Below are 13,429 nucleotides of genomic sequence, written 5' to 3' on the forward strand. Positions count from 1 at the left end.
TGCTGCCGATGCTGCCGATGCTGCCGATGCTGCCGATGCTGCCGATGCTGCCGATGCTGCCGATGCTGCCGATGCTGCCGATGCTGCCGATGCTACCGCTCGCGGCGCGACGCCGCGCCGCGAGCGGGCCGCGCCGCGCACGCCGGGCGAGGTCGCGCTCGACGTGCGCGACCTCGCGCTGCCCGGCCGCTTCGGCCCGCTGTCGTTTGCGGTGCGGCGCGGCGAGGTCGTCGGCCTGACGGGCGTGCTCGGCTCGGGCGGCAAGGACGTGATCCGCGCGCTCTTCGGCCTCGCGCGCGGCGTGCGCGGCGGCGTCGCGCTCGACGGCCGTCCCGTGCGCGTGCGCCGGCCGCGCGACGCGGTCGCGCACGGCATCGCGCTCGTGCCGGAGAACCGCGTCGCGCACGGCGTCGCGCTCGCGTTGTCGGTGCGCGAGAACGTCGTGCTCGCGAGCCTGCCGCGCGTGTCGCGCTTCGGCTTCATGCGCGGCCGCCGCGAAGCCGACGCCGCCGACGCGCTGATCCGCCGGCTCGACATCCGCCCCGCGCGCGCCGACTGGCCGGTGCGCTTCCTGTCGGGCGGCAACCAGCAGAAGGTCGCGCTCGCGAAGTGGCTCGGGCGCGCGTCGTCGGTCTATCTGCTCGACGAGCCGACGGTCGGCGTCGACGTCGACGCAAAGGCCCAGATCTACCGGCTGATCGACGAGCTCGCGCGCTCGGGCGCCGCCGTGCTGCTGTTTTCGAGCGACCTGACCGAGCTGCTCGACGTGACCGATCGCGTGTACGTGATGGCGCGCGGCGAGATCGTCGCGGCGCGCGCGTCCGCGCAAACGACGACGCAGGACGTGCTCGCGTGGGCGACGCTCGCGCGCGAGCCGCGGCAAGGCGATGCCGGCGCGCACGATGCGGCGGCCGCCGCCGACGCGTCGCGCGACGAGAAGCCGGCGCCGCCCGCCGCGGAGGCGGCGGCATGAGCCGCGGCGCATTCGATCTCGGCCGCCCGGCCACGACGACGCGGCGCGCGAATGACGCGGCGGCCGCGCAACGCCCGCACGCGCGCGGCCGCGCCCTCGGCCATGCGCTCGACCGCCGCGCCCTCCTTCGCGGCGGCGCATGGCTTGCGCTCGCTTTCGTATTCGCGGGCTTTTCGATCGGCTCGCCGCTCTTCCTGACATTCGCGAACCTCGGCAACGTGCTGCAGCAAAGCGCCGTCACCGGCCTGCTCGCGTTCGGCCTGACGATCGTGATGATCGGCGGCGGCGCGGACGCGGTCAAAGGCGGGCTCGACCTGTCGATCGCGGCCAATCTCGGCCTGTGCGCGGCGGTGTTCGCGGTCCTCACGCGCGACGGGCACGGCGACGCGTTCGCGATCGCCGCGACCTGCGCGACGGGCGTCGCGGTCGGCGCGGTGAACGCGTGGGCGGTCGCGTGGCTGCGAATCCTGCCGCTCCTCGCGACGCTGACGACGATGAACGTCTGCGCGGGCCTCGAGCTCGTGCTGACCGAGAACACGCCGGTGCCGTCGGCGAGCCCGCTGCTCGGCGCGCTCGTCGGCGCGGGCCCGTTCGGCGCGGCGTGGCTGGCTTACGCGCTCGTCGGCGTCGCGGCCGCGCTCGGCGTGCTCGTTCACCGAACCCGCTACGGGCTGCGGCTGCACGCGGTCGGCGCGCATCGCGCGGCGGCGCTCGCCGCGGGCGTCGACGCGCGCCGCCACGTCGCGTCGAGCTATCTCGCAAGCGGCCTGTCCGCCGCGCTCGCCGCGCTCGCGTCGTCGGCGCTCCTGAGCGGCAGCGCGCCCGGCGCGGGCGACTACCTGCTGCCCGTCGTCGCCGCGGTGCTGCTCGGCGTGGCGTTCTCGCGGCGGCTCGTGCCGACGATCCCCGGCACGCTCGTCGCCGTCCTGTTCGTCGGCGTGCTCGCGAACGGCTTTCAGTTGAACAACGTGTCGAGCTATTGGGTAAGCGGCGTCGAGGGCGCGCTGATTCTCTTCGTCGTCGCGGCCGTCGCGCTGCTGCGCCGGCGCCAGTCGGAGGGTCCCTTCGATGCATGACGCATTCGATCGCCTGCAACGCTTCGCCGCCGTCGGCGCGCTGGTCGCCGTTCTCGCGTTCTTCGCGGTCGCGGCGCCCGGCTTCGCGACGCTCGCGAACGTCGAGCGCGTGCTCGTCAACAACTTCGCCCTCCTCGCGATCGCCGCGCTCGGGATGACGCTCGCGCTGTCGATCGGCGCGATCGATCTGTCGCTCGGCACCGCGATCGACGTCGCGAGCCTCGCGTTCGTCGCGGCGCTCGCGCATCGCGCGGGCTTCGCACCCGCCGCGCTCGCGGGCCTCGGCGCGGCGCTCGCGGTGGGCGCGGGCAATGCGCTGCTCGTCACGCGGCTCGGGATCGCGCCGTTTCTCGCGACGCTCGGCACGCTCTTCATCGGCCAGACGATCCAGCAGCTCGCGACGGGCGGCGGACAGCCGATCTACCTGCTGAGCGCCGCTCCGCCGCCCGCGTTCGACGCGCTCGCGCACGGCGCCTGGTTCGGCGTCGCGCTGCCGCTGTGGATCGTCGCCGCGCTCGCGATCGCGCTGCATCTCGCACTCGAGCATTCGACGCTCGGCCGGCAGGCACGCGCGCTCGGCGCGCAACCGGGCGTCGCGCGCTACTCGGGGCTGCGCGTCGGCGCGCTCGCGGCGGGCGCGTTCGTCGCGAGCGCGCTGATCTACGGCACCGCCGGGCTCGTGTTGTCGTCGACGGTCAAGTCGTACGCGCCGCAAGCGGGCAACGCGTATCTGCTGAACGCGATCGGCGCGACGTTCATCGGCGCGACGCTATCCGCGACGCGCCGGCCGAACGTCGTCGGCACGCTGGTCGGCGTGCTGCTCGTCAGCTTCGTCGCGAACGGGCTGCTCCTGATCGGGTGGAATTTCTACTGGCAGCAGGTGGCGAGCGGCGCGCTCGTGTTCGCGGTGCTCGTGCTCGGGTCTGCATTCGGGCGCGGACGCCTCGCGCGCGAGGCGGGCCACGCGTGAAGCGGCGGGCGCGACGTCCGCTGATGGCGAGTTGCCGGATGGCGAGTTGCCGGGTGTCGAATTGCCGGACGCGGAGCCGCCGGACGCCGAGCCGCCGGACGCCGAGTCGTCGGCTGCCGCGCTCCGCCTCCAGAGCCGCCGCTCAGCGCAAGCCCGCCGCCCAGTCGATCGCCGCGTCGAACAGCGCGACGCCCTCCGGCGACAGATTGCCGAACGTGTCGTTGTTCAGGAAGAACATCACGCGCCGCGCGGGCGCGAGCGATTCGTAATCCATCGTCGCGCCTTTCTCGTAGGCGAAGATCGCCGCCTTTTCCGGCTCGCCGTAGACGGTCGCGACGATGCTCGCGCCGAGCCCGGGCTTGCCCCAGCTCATCGACGCCTGCCGGCCGTAGACGTTCGTCGTGCCCGCGGGCAGCCCCGCCGCGATCGGATGCGGCGCATTCACGAGCCACAGATAGCGCGCCTTGCCCGTCTCGCCGAAATCGACGTCGTGGCGCTTGCCCGTCATCGCGAAATCGTCGAGCAGATCGTTCTCCCACGTCAGCAGCGGCTTCGCGAGCGTGCGCCAGCCGCGCGCGACGCGCTTGCTCGACACGCTCGACGACACGATCACGAGATCGGCGTCGGCCGCGGCGTCGACGGGCTGCGCTTCGTCGACGAATCGCACCGCGTAGCCGCGCGATTCCAGATGCGCCTTCGCCCGCTCGTCCGTCTTCAGATTGGGCCCGCCGAGCTGGACGAGCATCGCGACGCGCTTGCCGGCAGCGGGCTTCGGCGAGCCGCCGGGCGCGCGCTGCGGCTGCCCGGCGGACGCGGGCGTCGCCGCGGCCGCGGCTGACTGCGTGACCAACTGCGTGGCCGGTTGCATGGCCGGCTGCGCGACGACCGGCGTCGCCGCGCCCGCAAGGCCATATGCGAGCACTGCGCCGCCGAGGCCGCGCAGCACGCGGCGGCGCGCCTGCGCCACACGATCGAATCGTTGCTTCATCGGTTTCTCCCGCGCGCCCGCGCCGTGCGCCGCACGGCACGAAGCGCGCTTCATCGATTCAAAAAATCCGCGATGGAAAACGCCGCCGCTCAGAACTGCAGCGTCGTCAGCAGCGACACCTGCCGCGCGTCGCCGATCGACACGAAGTAGCGGTTCACGCTCGACGGGTAGTAAGTCCGGTTGAACAGATTCTTCACGTTGAGCTGGAACTGCAGCTTCTGCTTGCCGATCCGCGTGTCGTAGGTCGCGAACGCATCGGCGGTCGCGTACGCGGGCAGCGTGAAGCTGTTCGCCGAATCGCCCGGCCGCGCGCCGACGTAGCGCCCCGCCGCGCCGATCCGCAGATCGTCGCCGCCGAACACCGTGCCCACGTCGTAGACGGCCGCGAGCGAGGCCGTGTGCCGCGCGACGTTCCACAGCCGGTTGCCCGCGTAGAGCGGGTCTTCGGTCGTCTTCGCGTCGATGTACGCATAGCTCGCGATCACGTTCCAGCGCTCGCCGATCCGCCCCGACACGTCGAGCTCGATCCCGCGCGAGCGCGCGCGGCCGGACGTGCGCCAGTCGGTCTGGCTCGTCGCGTCGTTGTACTGCGACACGAGCACGTTCTTCTTGTCGATGTTGAAGAACGCGAGCGTGCCCGTCAGGCCGCTCGGCATGTCGAGCTTCGCGCCGAGCTCCCACGACGCGCCCTCCTCGGGCGCGGTCGAGCCGTCGATCACGTAGCCGCCCGTCATCGGCGCGATCTTCGAGGTCGGCTTGAGCGACTGCGTGTAGCTGCCGTACAGCGACAGCGCGTCGTTCCATTTGTAGACGATGCCCGCGCGCGGCAGCCACTTCGTGCCGCTCAGGTTCGTGTTGACCCGGAACGGCCGGCCGCGTCCCGCGATCTGGCTGTAGCGCACGAAGCGCGCGCCGCCGACGAGAATCCACTTGTCGGTCAGGTGAACGCTGTCCTGAAAGAACAGCGACGCGGTGTGCAGCGTGTCGCTCTGATCGCTGTCGGACGCCGAGACGGTCGTCGACGGCGGAATCAGCCCGTACGTCGGATTCAGATAGCTGAACGGCGTCTTGATCGACTGGCGCAGCATGTCCGCGCGATAGACCTGCCGGTATTCGCTGTCGACGCCGAACTGCACGTCGTGCCGCATCCCGGCGAGCGTGACGCGGCCGTCGACGTACGCGATCCCGTAGCTGTCGGTGCTGCGCGAGCCGTGCGTCGCGTCGTTGCTGCGCGTGAGCGTGCCCTTGAGCGGATCGATCGCCGTGATGCGAATCTGGTTCGCATCGTAGGTCTCGCGGTTGTAGCTGTAGCCGAGGTGCACCTTCCAGTCGGGCGCGAGCCGATGGTCGACCGTTAGTTGCGCAAGATTCGATTCGCCGCGCATGTCGTTGAACGGCTCGTCGAGGCGCCGCCGCGCGGGAATCGCGAGCGGCTCGCCGGTGCGCGGATCGAGCGCGGTGCCCCGGTCGAACGGCATCAGGAAGCGCCGGTACTCGTACGACAGCACCACCTGCGTATCGCGGCCGTACCACGCGAGCGACGGCGCGACGAGCGTCTCGCGATGCTCGCCGTAGTTGCGCCAGTACTGTTCGTTCGTCTGATCGACGATCAGGCGGTACGCGAGCCGCGAATCGCCGATCGCGCCCGTCGAGTCGAACGTGACTTCGCCGCCGTTCCTGCCGTGCCCGTAGGTCGAGCCGAGCACCGAGATCGCGTTGTAGCGCGCGAGCTGCGGCTGCTTCGTGACGACGTTGATCACGCCGCCCGGGTCCATGATCCCGTACAGCAGCGACGCCGGCCCCTTCAGCACTTCGACGCTGTCCGTCGTCGCGTTCAGCGAGCGCCCCTGCACGATCGGCATTCCGTTGCGCATCACCGAGCCGTCGCGGTTGTCGCCGAAGCCGCGCTTCATCACCGTGTCCTGCGTGCTGCCGAGCGTGTTGCCCTGCGTGATGCCGCTCACGTTCGCGAGCGCGTCGTCGAGGTTGCGCGGGCGCTGGTCGCGCAGCACCTGCTGCGGCACGATGTTGACGGCCTGCGGCACCTCGGCGAGCGGCGCGTCGCTGCGCAGGCCCGCGGCCTCGCGCGGCGGCCGGTAGCTGTCCGCGTGCAGGCCGCTCGCGCGCACCGAGACGGTGGGCAGCGTCGTGTCGGCCGCGAGCGCGGCGCCCGCGCCCGGCGCGGCCGGCGCGGCGGACAGCTTGACGAGCGTATAGCCGCCGCTCGGCTGCGTCACGGCCACAAGGCCCGTGCCCGTCAGCAGCCGGTCGAGCGCCGCCGCCGTGTCGGCGCGGCCGTGCAGGCCGGGGCTTTGCAAGCCGGCCGCCAGCTCGCCGGGGAACGACAACAGAATGCCCGCCTCGCGGCCGAAGCGGGTCAGCGCGGCGTCGAGCGGGCCGGCCGGGATGTCGTACGCGCGCATCGCGGCGGCCGGCTCGGCGGCCTTCGATGCGGCGGGCGCGGCGAACGCCGCGAACAGCGCGGCGGCGGCGACGCTCTTGACGATGCGACGGGGCGCGAACTGCGGCGCGGGCGCCTCGCTCCGCCGCTGCTCGCTTCGCTGCGCCGCATGCGCGCGGCCATGCGCGCGAGACGGACGCGCGGCGTGCGCCGCCGGTTCAGCGGGTTCAGCGGGTTCAGCGGGTTCAGCCGGTTCGGCCGGCACGAGCGCCGGGGCGGCGAACGCGCCGCCGCGCGCCTGGCGATATTGGCGATATTGGCGATATTGGCGATTGCAGAATGAATCCATGATCGATGACTCGTTGACGATGGGTGGAATGCAGCCTTCACTTCCCATGTCACGCGAACATCGAAAACGGCTCAGGCCCGGCGAGATTTTTTTGTCCGAAGCGCTCGCAAGCGCTCATTCGCGCGCCGCGACGACCGTCACCCAGTAGCGGGTCACGTATTCGACGTCGACGGGCAGCGTCTCGCGCAACGTGTCGAGGATGCGGTCGGTATCGTCGAGCGGATACGTGCCCGACACGCGCAGGTTCGCGACCGCCGCGTCGCAGCGCACGCGGCCCGCGCGGTAGCGGTCGATCTCGGCGAGCAGATCGGCGAGGCGCAGGTTCGACGCGACGAGAATCCCGTCGGCCCACGCGCCCGCGCCGCCGCCGATCGCGCGCGGCGGCCCGGCGAGCGCGTCGCGCGTGAAATCCGCGCCGTGCCCGGCCGTGACCCATGGCGCGTCGCCCGCCGCGCGCAGCGGCGCGATCCGCACCGCGCCCTCGAACACGTCGACGCGCGTCGCGTCGCCGCGCTCGCGCACCGAAAAGCGCGTGCCGACCGGCCGCACGTCGCCGTGCGCGGTCGCGATCACGAGCGGACGGGCGACGGCGCGCGCCGCGTCGTCGCCGCTCGTCACCATGATCTCGCCACGCAACAGGCGCACGCGGCGGGTTGCGTCGTCGAAGCGGACGTCGATCGCGCTGGCGGTGTTCAGGACGACTGTCGTGCCGTCCGCGAGCGTGATCGTGCGCCGCTCGCCGATCGCCGTGCGCACGTCGGCGCCCCACGCGCGCCACGGCGCGTCGACATCGGCCATCCATGCGGCGCCGCCCGCGAACAGCAGCACCGCGAGCGCCTTGACCGCCGCGCGCCGCTCGCGCGAGCGCGGCGGCAACAGCGCGGCCCGGGCGGCCTGCGCGCTCAGCGCGTCTGCGACGCGGCCGAGCCGTCCGTTGACGGATTCGATGTGGCGCCACGCGGCGTCGTGCGCCGGATCTTCCGCGCGCCAGCGCGCCAGGCGCGCGCGCGTTGCGTCGGTCGCATGCCCGGAGCCGAGCTCGACCCACCATTGCACCGCGCGGCGCGCGACGGGCGCGGGCACCGCGGGCGAGCCGCACGAGCGCTGCGCCCCGCTCATGCGGCGATCGCGAAATAGCACTGCGCGCCCGCCTTCACGAGGTAGCGCTTGACGGTCGCGAGCGACACGCGCAGCTCGGCCGCGATCTGCGCATGCGTCATCCCGTCGAGCTGCGCGAGCAGGAACGCGCGCCTGACCGCGGCGGGCAGCCCGTCGAGCATCCGCTCGATCTCGACGAGCGTCTCGAACAGGATCGCGCGCGTCTCCGGCGACGGCGCGACCTCCTGCGGCAACTGCGCGAGCGCATCGAGATACGCGCGCTCGAGCCGCTCGCGCCGCCAGTGGTTGTACAGCACGCGCTGCGCGACCGTCGTCAGGAACGCGCGCGGCTCGGCCGCGTCGATTGGCTCGTCGCGCGCGAGGAGGCGGATGAACGTGTCGTGAACGAGATCGGCCGCGCGATCGCCGCAGCCGAGCTTCTTCGTCAGCCAGCCGTGCAGCCAGCCGCGATGGCCCGTGTAGAGCGCAGCGATCTCTCGCTGCAAAGGCAGAGTGTTGGCCGGCATGGACGTGATCCCCCCGGACCGTCGCGCCGGGATGCGGTTTTGTAAATGAGAATGATTATTATATACAAGCTTGTAATCGGACAGTTAGCATGGCCGCGCGATCTGTGGGGCCGCCGCCACTTTCCGGCGGCGGCGGCGGGCATTCGTGATCCTTGATTCGTCGCTTGATTCGTCGCTTGATTCGTCGCGATGGCCGGCCGATCCCGATGCGCGTCGCGCCGATACGGTCGCCTCGCTCGTCGCATCAGGCAGGCGATTTACGGGGCCGACGCCAACGCGTACGAGCGACGGGCGCCGCACGCGCGAGCGCGTGCCCCCGCCGACGGCCCCCCGATGAGCCATGCGATCGAATGCCCGACGCAGCCTCGCATCGACGTTCGCGACGGCCGCCGCGCCCGCTCGGCGCGCCGATGCGCGATCAGCCGCGCCCCCATCCGCCGCGGATCGACGCAGGCCGCATTCCGGTTGAAGCGTGAACACGTGACGAGCGAGCGCGTCATGGCGATCGTCGGCGTGCGGGCGGGCGCCCGGCGCGTCTCGAGCAGCCGCCGTGGTTCTGGTTCGACCCGTGCGATCGCCGGCTTCAGGCGGCCGGCAGCCCCTCACTCGGCGAACGCACCGTCGCAACGCCGGAATCCGTTTTCATTTCGCCGCGCGCGAGCGGCTCGCGCCGAGCGCGGCCACGGCCCGGCTTGCGGATTCGTCGACGCAATGACGCTCGCGCGGATGATCGTCGGGCACGGCGATGCGATCGCGCAGGACAAGCCCGTCGCTCCGACGATCCGACGATCCGAGATCGATGAACGGCGGTCGAGACGCGAGCGCGACGACGCCCGCGCCATTTTCCCTTCGGAGCGCGCGCCGAAACACTTGCGATCGACAAAGCAGCCGCGAAGGCTGCTTTGTCGCATCGTCACTGGCCGGCTGCTTCAGGCGCAAACGACTTCTGAACGATCCGCCCGGCGACTTGAAGCACCTCCTCCCGCATCGCGCCGTCGAACGATTGCGCGGCGACGCCAAGCTCCGACACCAGGGTCGCCGTCAGCGGGTTCGGTCCCGGCCACGGCCAGGGGTGGCCGGGAGGCCGCGTGCCGCACCAATCGTCGATAAAATCGGCGATGGCGACGTCGACGCTTCTGGACAGATCGCGGCGAGGCTGCCCTTCCGGCATTTGGCGCGCGACCTGGTTCAGACCGATCGCCGAGATGAGAAAGGACGTTGCGGGCGACCAGGGATTCGGTTCGGGGTCGGCGGCAAACCACGGGGTCGGCGGCGGCTCCGACGCTCGCGCGGCGAGGTGCGCGCGCAAATGGTGCGGATGCCCGCCGCCGAGGGACGGATTATGAAGCAGCGCCTTGACCAGATCGTCCCACGAGCCCAACACGGGAATATAGGAGATTATGCGAGCGGCGAATCGAGCTCCATGAACGGACATCCAACCTGCGTCGTTCATCGCTCCCTCCCGGCCGCTTGCCGTGCGCCGTGTCCGGCTGCAGGCGCTCGCGGCGCCGATGACCATCCGCGCCGAACGCGCGCCGCCCTCGGTCTAGATCGTTTTCGGGTCCGACCGCTCGCGCAAGAATCGCTTCGACGCGGCAACCCGATCGTCGGCCGAACACGCCTCCCGTGGGCACACTTGCGGGCATCGCGCTCGTGACGCAAGCGAGGCCGCCCTGTGCGCGCCGCCGGTTCGCGTCGCGCGATCGAGCGAGCGCGTCGGCCGCACGCGCGAAGCAACACCGGCGCGCATCGCGTGCATCATGGCCGGGGCCAGGCCGATACCGCCTTCACGATCGTTCGCGGCCGCCGCAACCGACACGATCGGCCATTCCCGGTGGGTTGGCGGGGTTGGCGGGGTTGGCGGCGATTTTGAACGCGTCGGCCGCACGCATGCGCGAACGGCCGACGCCGACGCACCCGATCGGCGCTCATCCGTCGCGGCCCGCCCTCACCCGCCCTCGCCCGTCACGGCCTCGCGGCGTGCCACATGCCGCCGAAGCCTTCGCCGTTGTGCTGCCCCGGCTTCCTGTCGCCCGAGAAGCGATACAGCGGATGCCCCTTGTATGTCCACTGGAGCTTGCCGCCCGCCGCGGCGATGAGGCCTAGGTCGCCGCCCGGCTTGTCGTACGCGTCGGCGAGCGCGGCCGGCCAGTTCGCCGCGCAGCCGCCCGTGCACGCGCTCTTGCCGGGCATCGTGTCCCGGTCGAACGTGTAGAGCGTCATGCCGTCGTCGTCGACCACCATCCCGTTCGCCGCCTTCGGCGGCTCCGCGAGCGCCAAGGAGGGCACCGCGCATGCGATCGCGATCAGCAAAATCTTCATCATGATGACTCTCCTCCAACGAAAAAAACGGGCGCGCCGGCTACGGATTCGCGCGCTCGCTGACGAATTCGGCGTCGATCCGCATCCGCACGTCGTCGCCGACGGCGGGCAGCCAGCGCGACAGCCCGAATGCGGACCGGCTGAAGTGGCCGTCGGCGACGAACGCGAGCGTGCGCGCAGCGCCCGGCGCGTCGCGCGAAAACCTGTCGCGCGGATCGGCGCCGGCGCCGCGCGCAACCGGGTCGGGCCGCACTCCGCCGTACGGATTCGCGCCGCCATGAACGGCGCTGCGGGAATCGGCGTCGCGCACGTTCGCGTCGGGCGAATCGGCTTCGCGCACGCCGGCGTCGCGCCTGTTCGTGCCCGGCGAAGCGGCTTCGCGCCGCCCCGCGTGCCGCACGTCGCCGCGCTCGCCGCCGCGCCAATCTCCGCTCCGCGGTTCGGCCGCGAACCGGACGGCGAGCGTGATCGGCCGCGTCGTCGCGCGGATCGTCAGCTCGCCGGACAAAAGGCCCGTCGTCGCGCCCGTGCGCTCGAAACGCGTGCCGACGAAGCGGATCTCCGGATAGCGGGCGACGTCGAGCATCGCCGAGCCCTTCACGAGCGCGGCGACGAACGGCACGTTCGCGCCGAGGCTCGCCGCATCGACCGTCACGTCGACGCGGCTCGCGACGAGATCGTCGTCGCCGCCGATCAGTTCCGCGCGCATTCGCGTGAAACGCATCGTCAGGTGCGCGTGCCAGAAGTTGTCGACGCGAAACGTGAGCCCGGAGCGTTGCGGTTCGAGCCGGTAGCGCGGCACCGCGCGCCGCGACGCGTCGAGCGCGCCGGCCGGCTCGGCGGCTGCCGAATCGGCCGAGGCCGAGGCCACGGTCGCGGTCGCAACCGCGTTCGCGGGCGTGCCCGCCGCACTCGCCGCACTCGCCGCACTCGCCGTGAGCGCCGTGAGCGCCGTGCACACGAGCATCGCGACGACTTTCGCGCATGAACCGGCGGCACCCATGATCGACTCTTCGCGGCATCGACGCCGGCCCCGGTTCGCGCCTACCGCCATTGCTCCGGATGGCCGCCGAGCTCGCCGCAGACGTCGACCGCGATCGCGCGCAGCCGGTCCTCGGCGATCTGGCCCGAGAGCGCATACGCGGTGCGGTCGCTGACCCAGTAGAACGTGCGCCGCTCGCCGTCGCGCAGCAGCCGGACCGCCGTCTCGCGCTGCGCGGACGCGCTGACGTAGAGCGCGAGCCGCCCGCCCGCGGGGCTTTCGTACATGAACTGCGCGGCGGGGCCGGCCGTGCCGGGCAGCAGCCGGCCGCCGAGCAGCGCGAAGCCGTATTCGTCGAGCGACGGCGCGGCGATCCGCCGGCCCACGCGCGCCGACAGCCATGCGCCGAGCGCGCCGTCGCGGCCGCCCGCGATTTCGACCGGGTGCCGCGCTTCGGGCGCGTAGACCGCGTAGGCGAGATTCGCCTGGCGCGCGAACGCAGTCTGCGCGGCCGCGGGCGCGGCGAACGGTAATGCGAACTGCGGCGCGAGCTCGGGCGCGAACGCGCCGCCCAGCCAGCCGAGCGCGACGCCCGCCGCCAGCGCGCCGCCCGCGAGCGCGGCGCGCCGCCACCACGGCGTGCGCACGCGCAGCACGATGCACGGGCCGCTCGTTTGCGCGACGGGATCGGCGAACAGCGCGCGCAGCGCCGCACGCTGCGCGCGATAGTGCGACACGACGCCGGCCGCGCGCGAATCGCCCGCGAGCCGTTCGGCAACCGCGCGGCGCTCCACCTCGTGCAGCTCGCCGTCGACGAACGCCGACAGCGAGAAGAGCCCCGGCTCGTCGGAATCCGGCGCGACGGTGGAATCGAAATCGTCGCTCATCGATGATGTCCCATCGTTGTGAAAGACACCGGCCGTCGAAGCGGCGCGTCGGTCAGCAGCGCGCGCATGCGCTCGCGTGCGCGCGAGAGCCGCGACATCACCGTGCCGACCGGCACGCCGAGCACCGCCGACGCCTCCTGATAGCTCAGCTCCTCGACGCAGACGAGCAGCAGCACCTCGCGCTGCTCGAGCGGCAGCCGGTACAGCATCCGCTGCACGTCGCGCAGCACGAGCGCGTCCACCTGGCCCGCCGGCGCCTCGAGCGTGCGCCACGGGCCCTCGTCGTCGTCGACGGCGAATTCGCGGCGCGCGCGCAACTGGTCGATGTACAAATGGCGCAGGATCGTCAGCAGCCACGCGCGCAGGTTGCTGTCGGGGCGAAACGCGCGCATCCGCGCGAGCGCTCGCTCGGCGGTGTCCTGCACCAGGTCGTCGGCCCATGCGGGGTCGCCCGTCAGCGCGCGCGCATAGCGCCGCAGTTGCGGCAGCCAGCCGACGACGTCCGTTTCGAAGCTCACGCGCGGCGCCGTCGTTCAATAGCCGCCGCTGCCACTGCCTCGGCCGTAGCCGCTCGCCGGCGCCGCATGGCCGGACGGCGACATGTCGTCCGACGACGCGCAGCCCGCGGACAGCATCAGCGCGAGCAGCGCGCATACGACCGAAAGTATCCGCGTCGATTTCATTTCCGCCTCCGGGCGGCGCGCCAGTCGGGTCCGGGCGTCGCGCGCACGCCGCGGCGGACGGCGCCCCATGTGTACGAGAACGATCACCGCGCTTGTTTTATTCCGTTGTTTGCGGGACGCACTCACAACCACTCACAACGATACGCGGCTTCGCGGGCGTTGCACGTGCTGGA

Annotated in this window: 13 protein-coding genes; 3 read left to right on the top strand and 10 right to left on the bottom strand. The window is 72.1% G+C overall.

Annotated features, from left to right (window positions below):
* The 3 genes from X946_RS10440 to X946_RS10450 form a co-directional block, all read left to right on the top strand.
* Nucleotides 1–973 (top strand): ATP-binding cassette domain-containing protein (locus X946_RS10440; RefSeq protein WP_152611678.1); only part of this gene is annotated, 973 nt, incomplete at its 5' end.
* Complete coding sequence (locus X946_RS10445; protein ID WP_038746782.1) at nt 970–2,049, top strand: ABC transporter permease; 1,080 nt, start codon at nt 970–972, stop codon at nt 2,047–2,049. The genes X946_RS10440 and X946_RS10445, both read left to right, overlap by 4 nt.
* A complete protein-coding gene (locus tag X946_RS10450) occupies nt 2,042–3,019 on the top strand; it encodes an ABC transporter permease (RefSeq protein WP_038746785.1) in 978 nt (325 codons plus the stop codon). The genes X946_RS10445 and X946_RS10450 overlap by 8 nt, the downstream gene beginning before the upstream one ends.
* A gap of 142 nt (nt 3,020–3,161) precedes the next feature.
* On the opposite strand, the gene X946_RS10455 is transcribed toward X946_RS10450, so the two are convergent.
* The 10 genes from X946_RS10455 to X946_RS35450 all read right to left on the bottom strand — a co-directional run bounded on the left by X946_RS10455 (nt 3,162) and on the right by X946_RS35450 (nt 13,256).
* Nucleotides 3,162–4,007 carry a hypothetical protein gene (locus X946_RS10455; RefSeq protein ID WP_038746966.1) on the bottom strand — a complete coding sequence of 282 codons (846 nt, stop codon included), beginning with the start codon at nt 4,005–4,007 and terminating at the stop codon, nt 3,162–3,164.
* 89 nt (nt 4,008–4,096) lie between these two features.
* Nucleotides 4,097–6,757 (bottom strand): TonB-dependent siderophore receptor, encoded by a 2,661-nt coding sequence (locus tag X946_RS10460; protein ID WP_038746787.1) that lies wholly within the window; start codon nt 6,755–6,757, stop codon nt 4,097–4,099.
* A gap of 114 nt (nt 6,758–6,871) precedes the next feature.
* Nucleotides 6,872–7,876: a FecR domain-containing protein gene (locus X946_RS10465; protein WP_038746790.1), complete on the bottom strand. Its 1,005-nt coding sequence runs from the start codon at nt 7,874–7,876 to the stop codon at nt 6,872–6,874.
* Nucleotides 7,873–8,382 (bottom strand): sigma-70 family RNA polymerase sigma factor, encoded by a 510-nt coding sequence (locus X946_RS10470; RefSeq protein ID WP_038746793.1) that lies wholly within the window; start codon nt 8,380–8,382, stop codon nt 7,873–7,875. Before X946_RS10470 ends, X946_RS10465 begins: the two co-directional genes overlap by 4 nt.
* A 913-nt stretch (nt 8,383–9,295) precedes the next feature.
* Nucleotides 9,296–9,835, bottom strand: a complete 540-nt coding sequence (locus tag X946_RS10485) for a hypothetical protein (protein WP_152611680.1) — start codon at nt 9,833–9,835, stop codon at nt 9,296–9,298.
* A gap of 512 nt (nt 9,836–10,347) precedes the next feature.
* On the bottom strand, nt 10,348–10,707 hold the full coding sequence (locus X946_RS10490; RefSeq protein ID WP_038746804.1) for a COG4315 family predicted lipoprotein: 360 nt from the start codon (nt 10,705–10,707) through the stop codon (nt 10,348–10,350).
* Between the two features lie 37 nt (nt 10,708–10,744).
* Entirely contained in the window at nt 10,745–11,707 is a 963-nt protein-coding gene (locus X946_RS10495) for a YceI family protein (RefSeq protein WP_038746807.1), read from the bottom strand.
* 41 nt (nt 11,708–11,748) lie between these two features.
* The gene (locus tag X946_RS10500) at nt 11,749–12,573 is read right to left on the bottom strand and encodes an anti-sigma factor family protein (RefSeq protein ID WP_038746809.1); all 825 of its coding nucleotides are present in this window, start codon (nt 12,571–12,573) and stop codon (nt 11,749–11,751) included.
* Complete coding sequence (locus tag X946_RS10505) at nt 12,570–13,091, bottom strand: sigma-70 family RNA polymerase sigma factor (RefSeq protein ID WP_038746811.1); 522 nt, start codon at nt 13,089–13,091, stop codon at nt 12,570–12,572. Before X946_RS10505 ends, X946_RS10500 begins: the two co-directional genes overlap by 4 nt.
* Before the next feature lie 15 nt (nt 13,092–13,106).
* The gene (locus X946_RS35450) at nt 13,107–13,256 is read right to left on the bottom strand and encodes a hypothetical protein (protein ID WP_038746970.1); all 150 of its coding nucleotides are present in this window, start codon (nt 13,254–13,256) and stop codon (nt 13,107–13,109) included.
* Between the last annotated feature and the right edge of the window lie 173 nt (nt 13,257–13,429).

Source organism: Burkholderia sp. ABCPW 111 (assembly GCF_000773065.1).
GTDB classification, from domain to species: Bacteria; Pseudomonadota; Gammaproteobacteria; order Burkholderiales; family Burkholderiaceae; genus Burkholderia; species Burkholderia savannae.

Excerpts from the sequence above, each read along its gene's own strand:
- X946_RS10485 (WP_152611680.1), bottom strand. The coding sequence starts at position 9,835 with ATGAACGACGCAGGTTGGATGTCCGTTCATGGAGCTCGATTCGCCGCT.
- X946_RS10450 (WP_038746785.1), top strand. The coding sequence starts at position 2,042 with ATGCATGACGCATTCGATCGCCTGCAACGCTTCGCCGCCGTCGGCGCG.
- X946_RS10495 (WP_038746807.1), bottom strand. The coding sequence starts at position 11,707 with ATGGGTGCCGCCGGTTCATGCGCGAAAGTCGTCGCGATGCTCGTGTGC.
- X946_RS10445 (WP_038746782.1), top strand. The coding sequence starts at position 970 with ATGAGCCGCGGCGCATTCGATCTCGGCCGCCCGGCCACGACGACGCGG.
- X946_RS10460 (WP_038746787.1), bottom strand. The coding sequence starts at position 6,757 with ATGGATTCATTCTGCAATCGCCAATATCGCCAATATCGCCAATATCGC.
- X946_RS10490 (WP_038746804.1), bottom strand. The coding sequence starts at position 10,707 with ATGATGAAGATTTTGCTGATCGCGATCGCATGCGCGGTGCCCTCCTTG.
- X946_RS10465 (WP_038746790.1), bottom strand. The coding sequence starts at position 7,876 with ATGAGCGGGGCGCAGCGCTCGTGCGGCTCGCCCGCGGTGCCCGCGCCC.
- X946_RS35450 (WP_038746970.1), bottom strand. The coding sequence starts at position 13,256 with ATGAAATCGACGCGGATACTTTCGGTCGTATGCGCGCTGCTCGCGCTG.
- X946_RS10500 (WP_038746809.1), bottom strand. The coding sequence starts at position 12,573 with ATGAGCGACGATTTCGATTCCACCGTCGCGCCGGATTCCGACGAGCCG.
- X946_RS10455 (WP_038746966.1), bottom strand. The coding sequence starts at position 4,007 with ATGAAGCAACGATTCGATCGTGTGGCGCAGGCGCGCCGCCGCGTGCTG.
- X946_RS10470 (WP_038746793.1), bottom strand. The coding sequence starts at position 8,382 with ATGCCGGCCAACACTCTGCCTTTGCAGCGAGAGATCGCTGCGCTCTAC.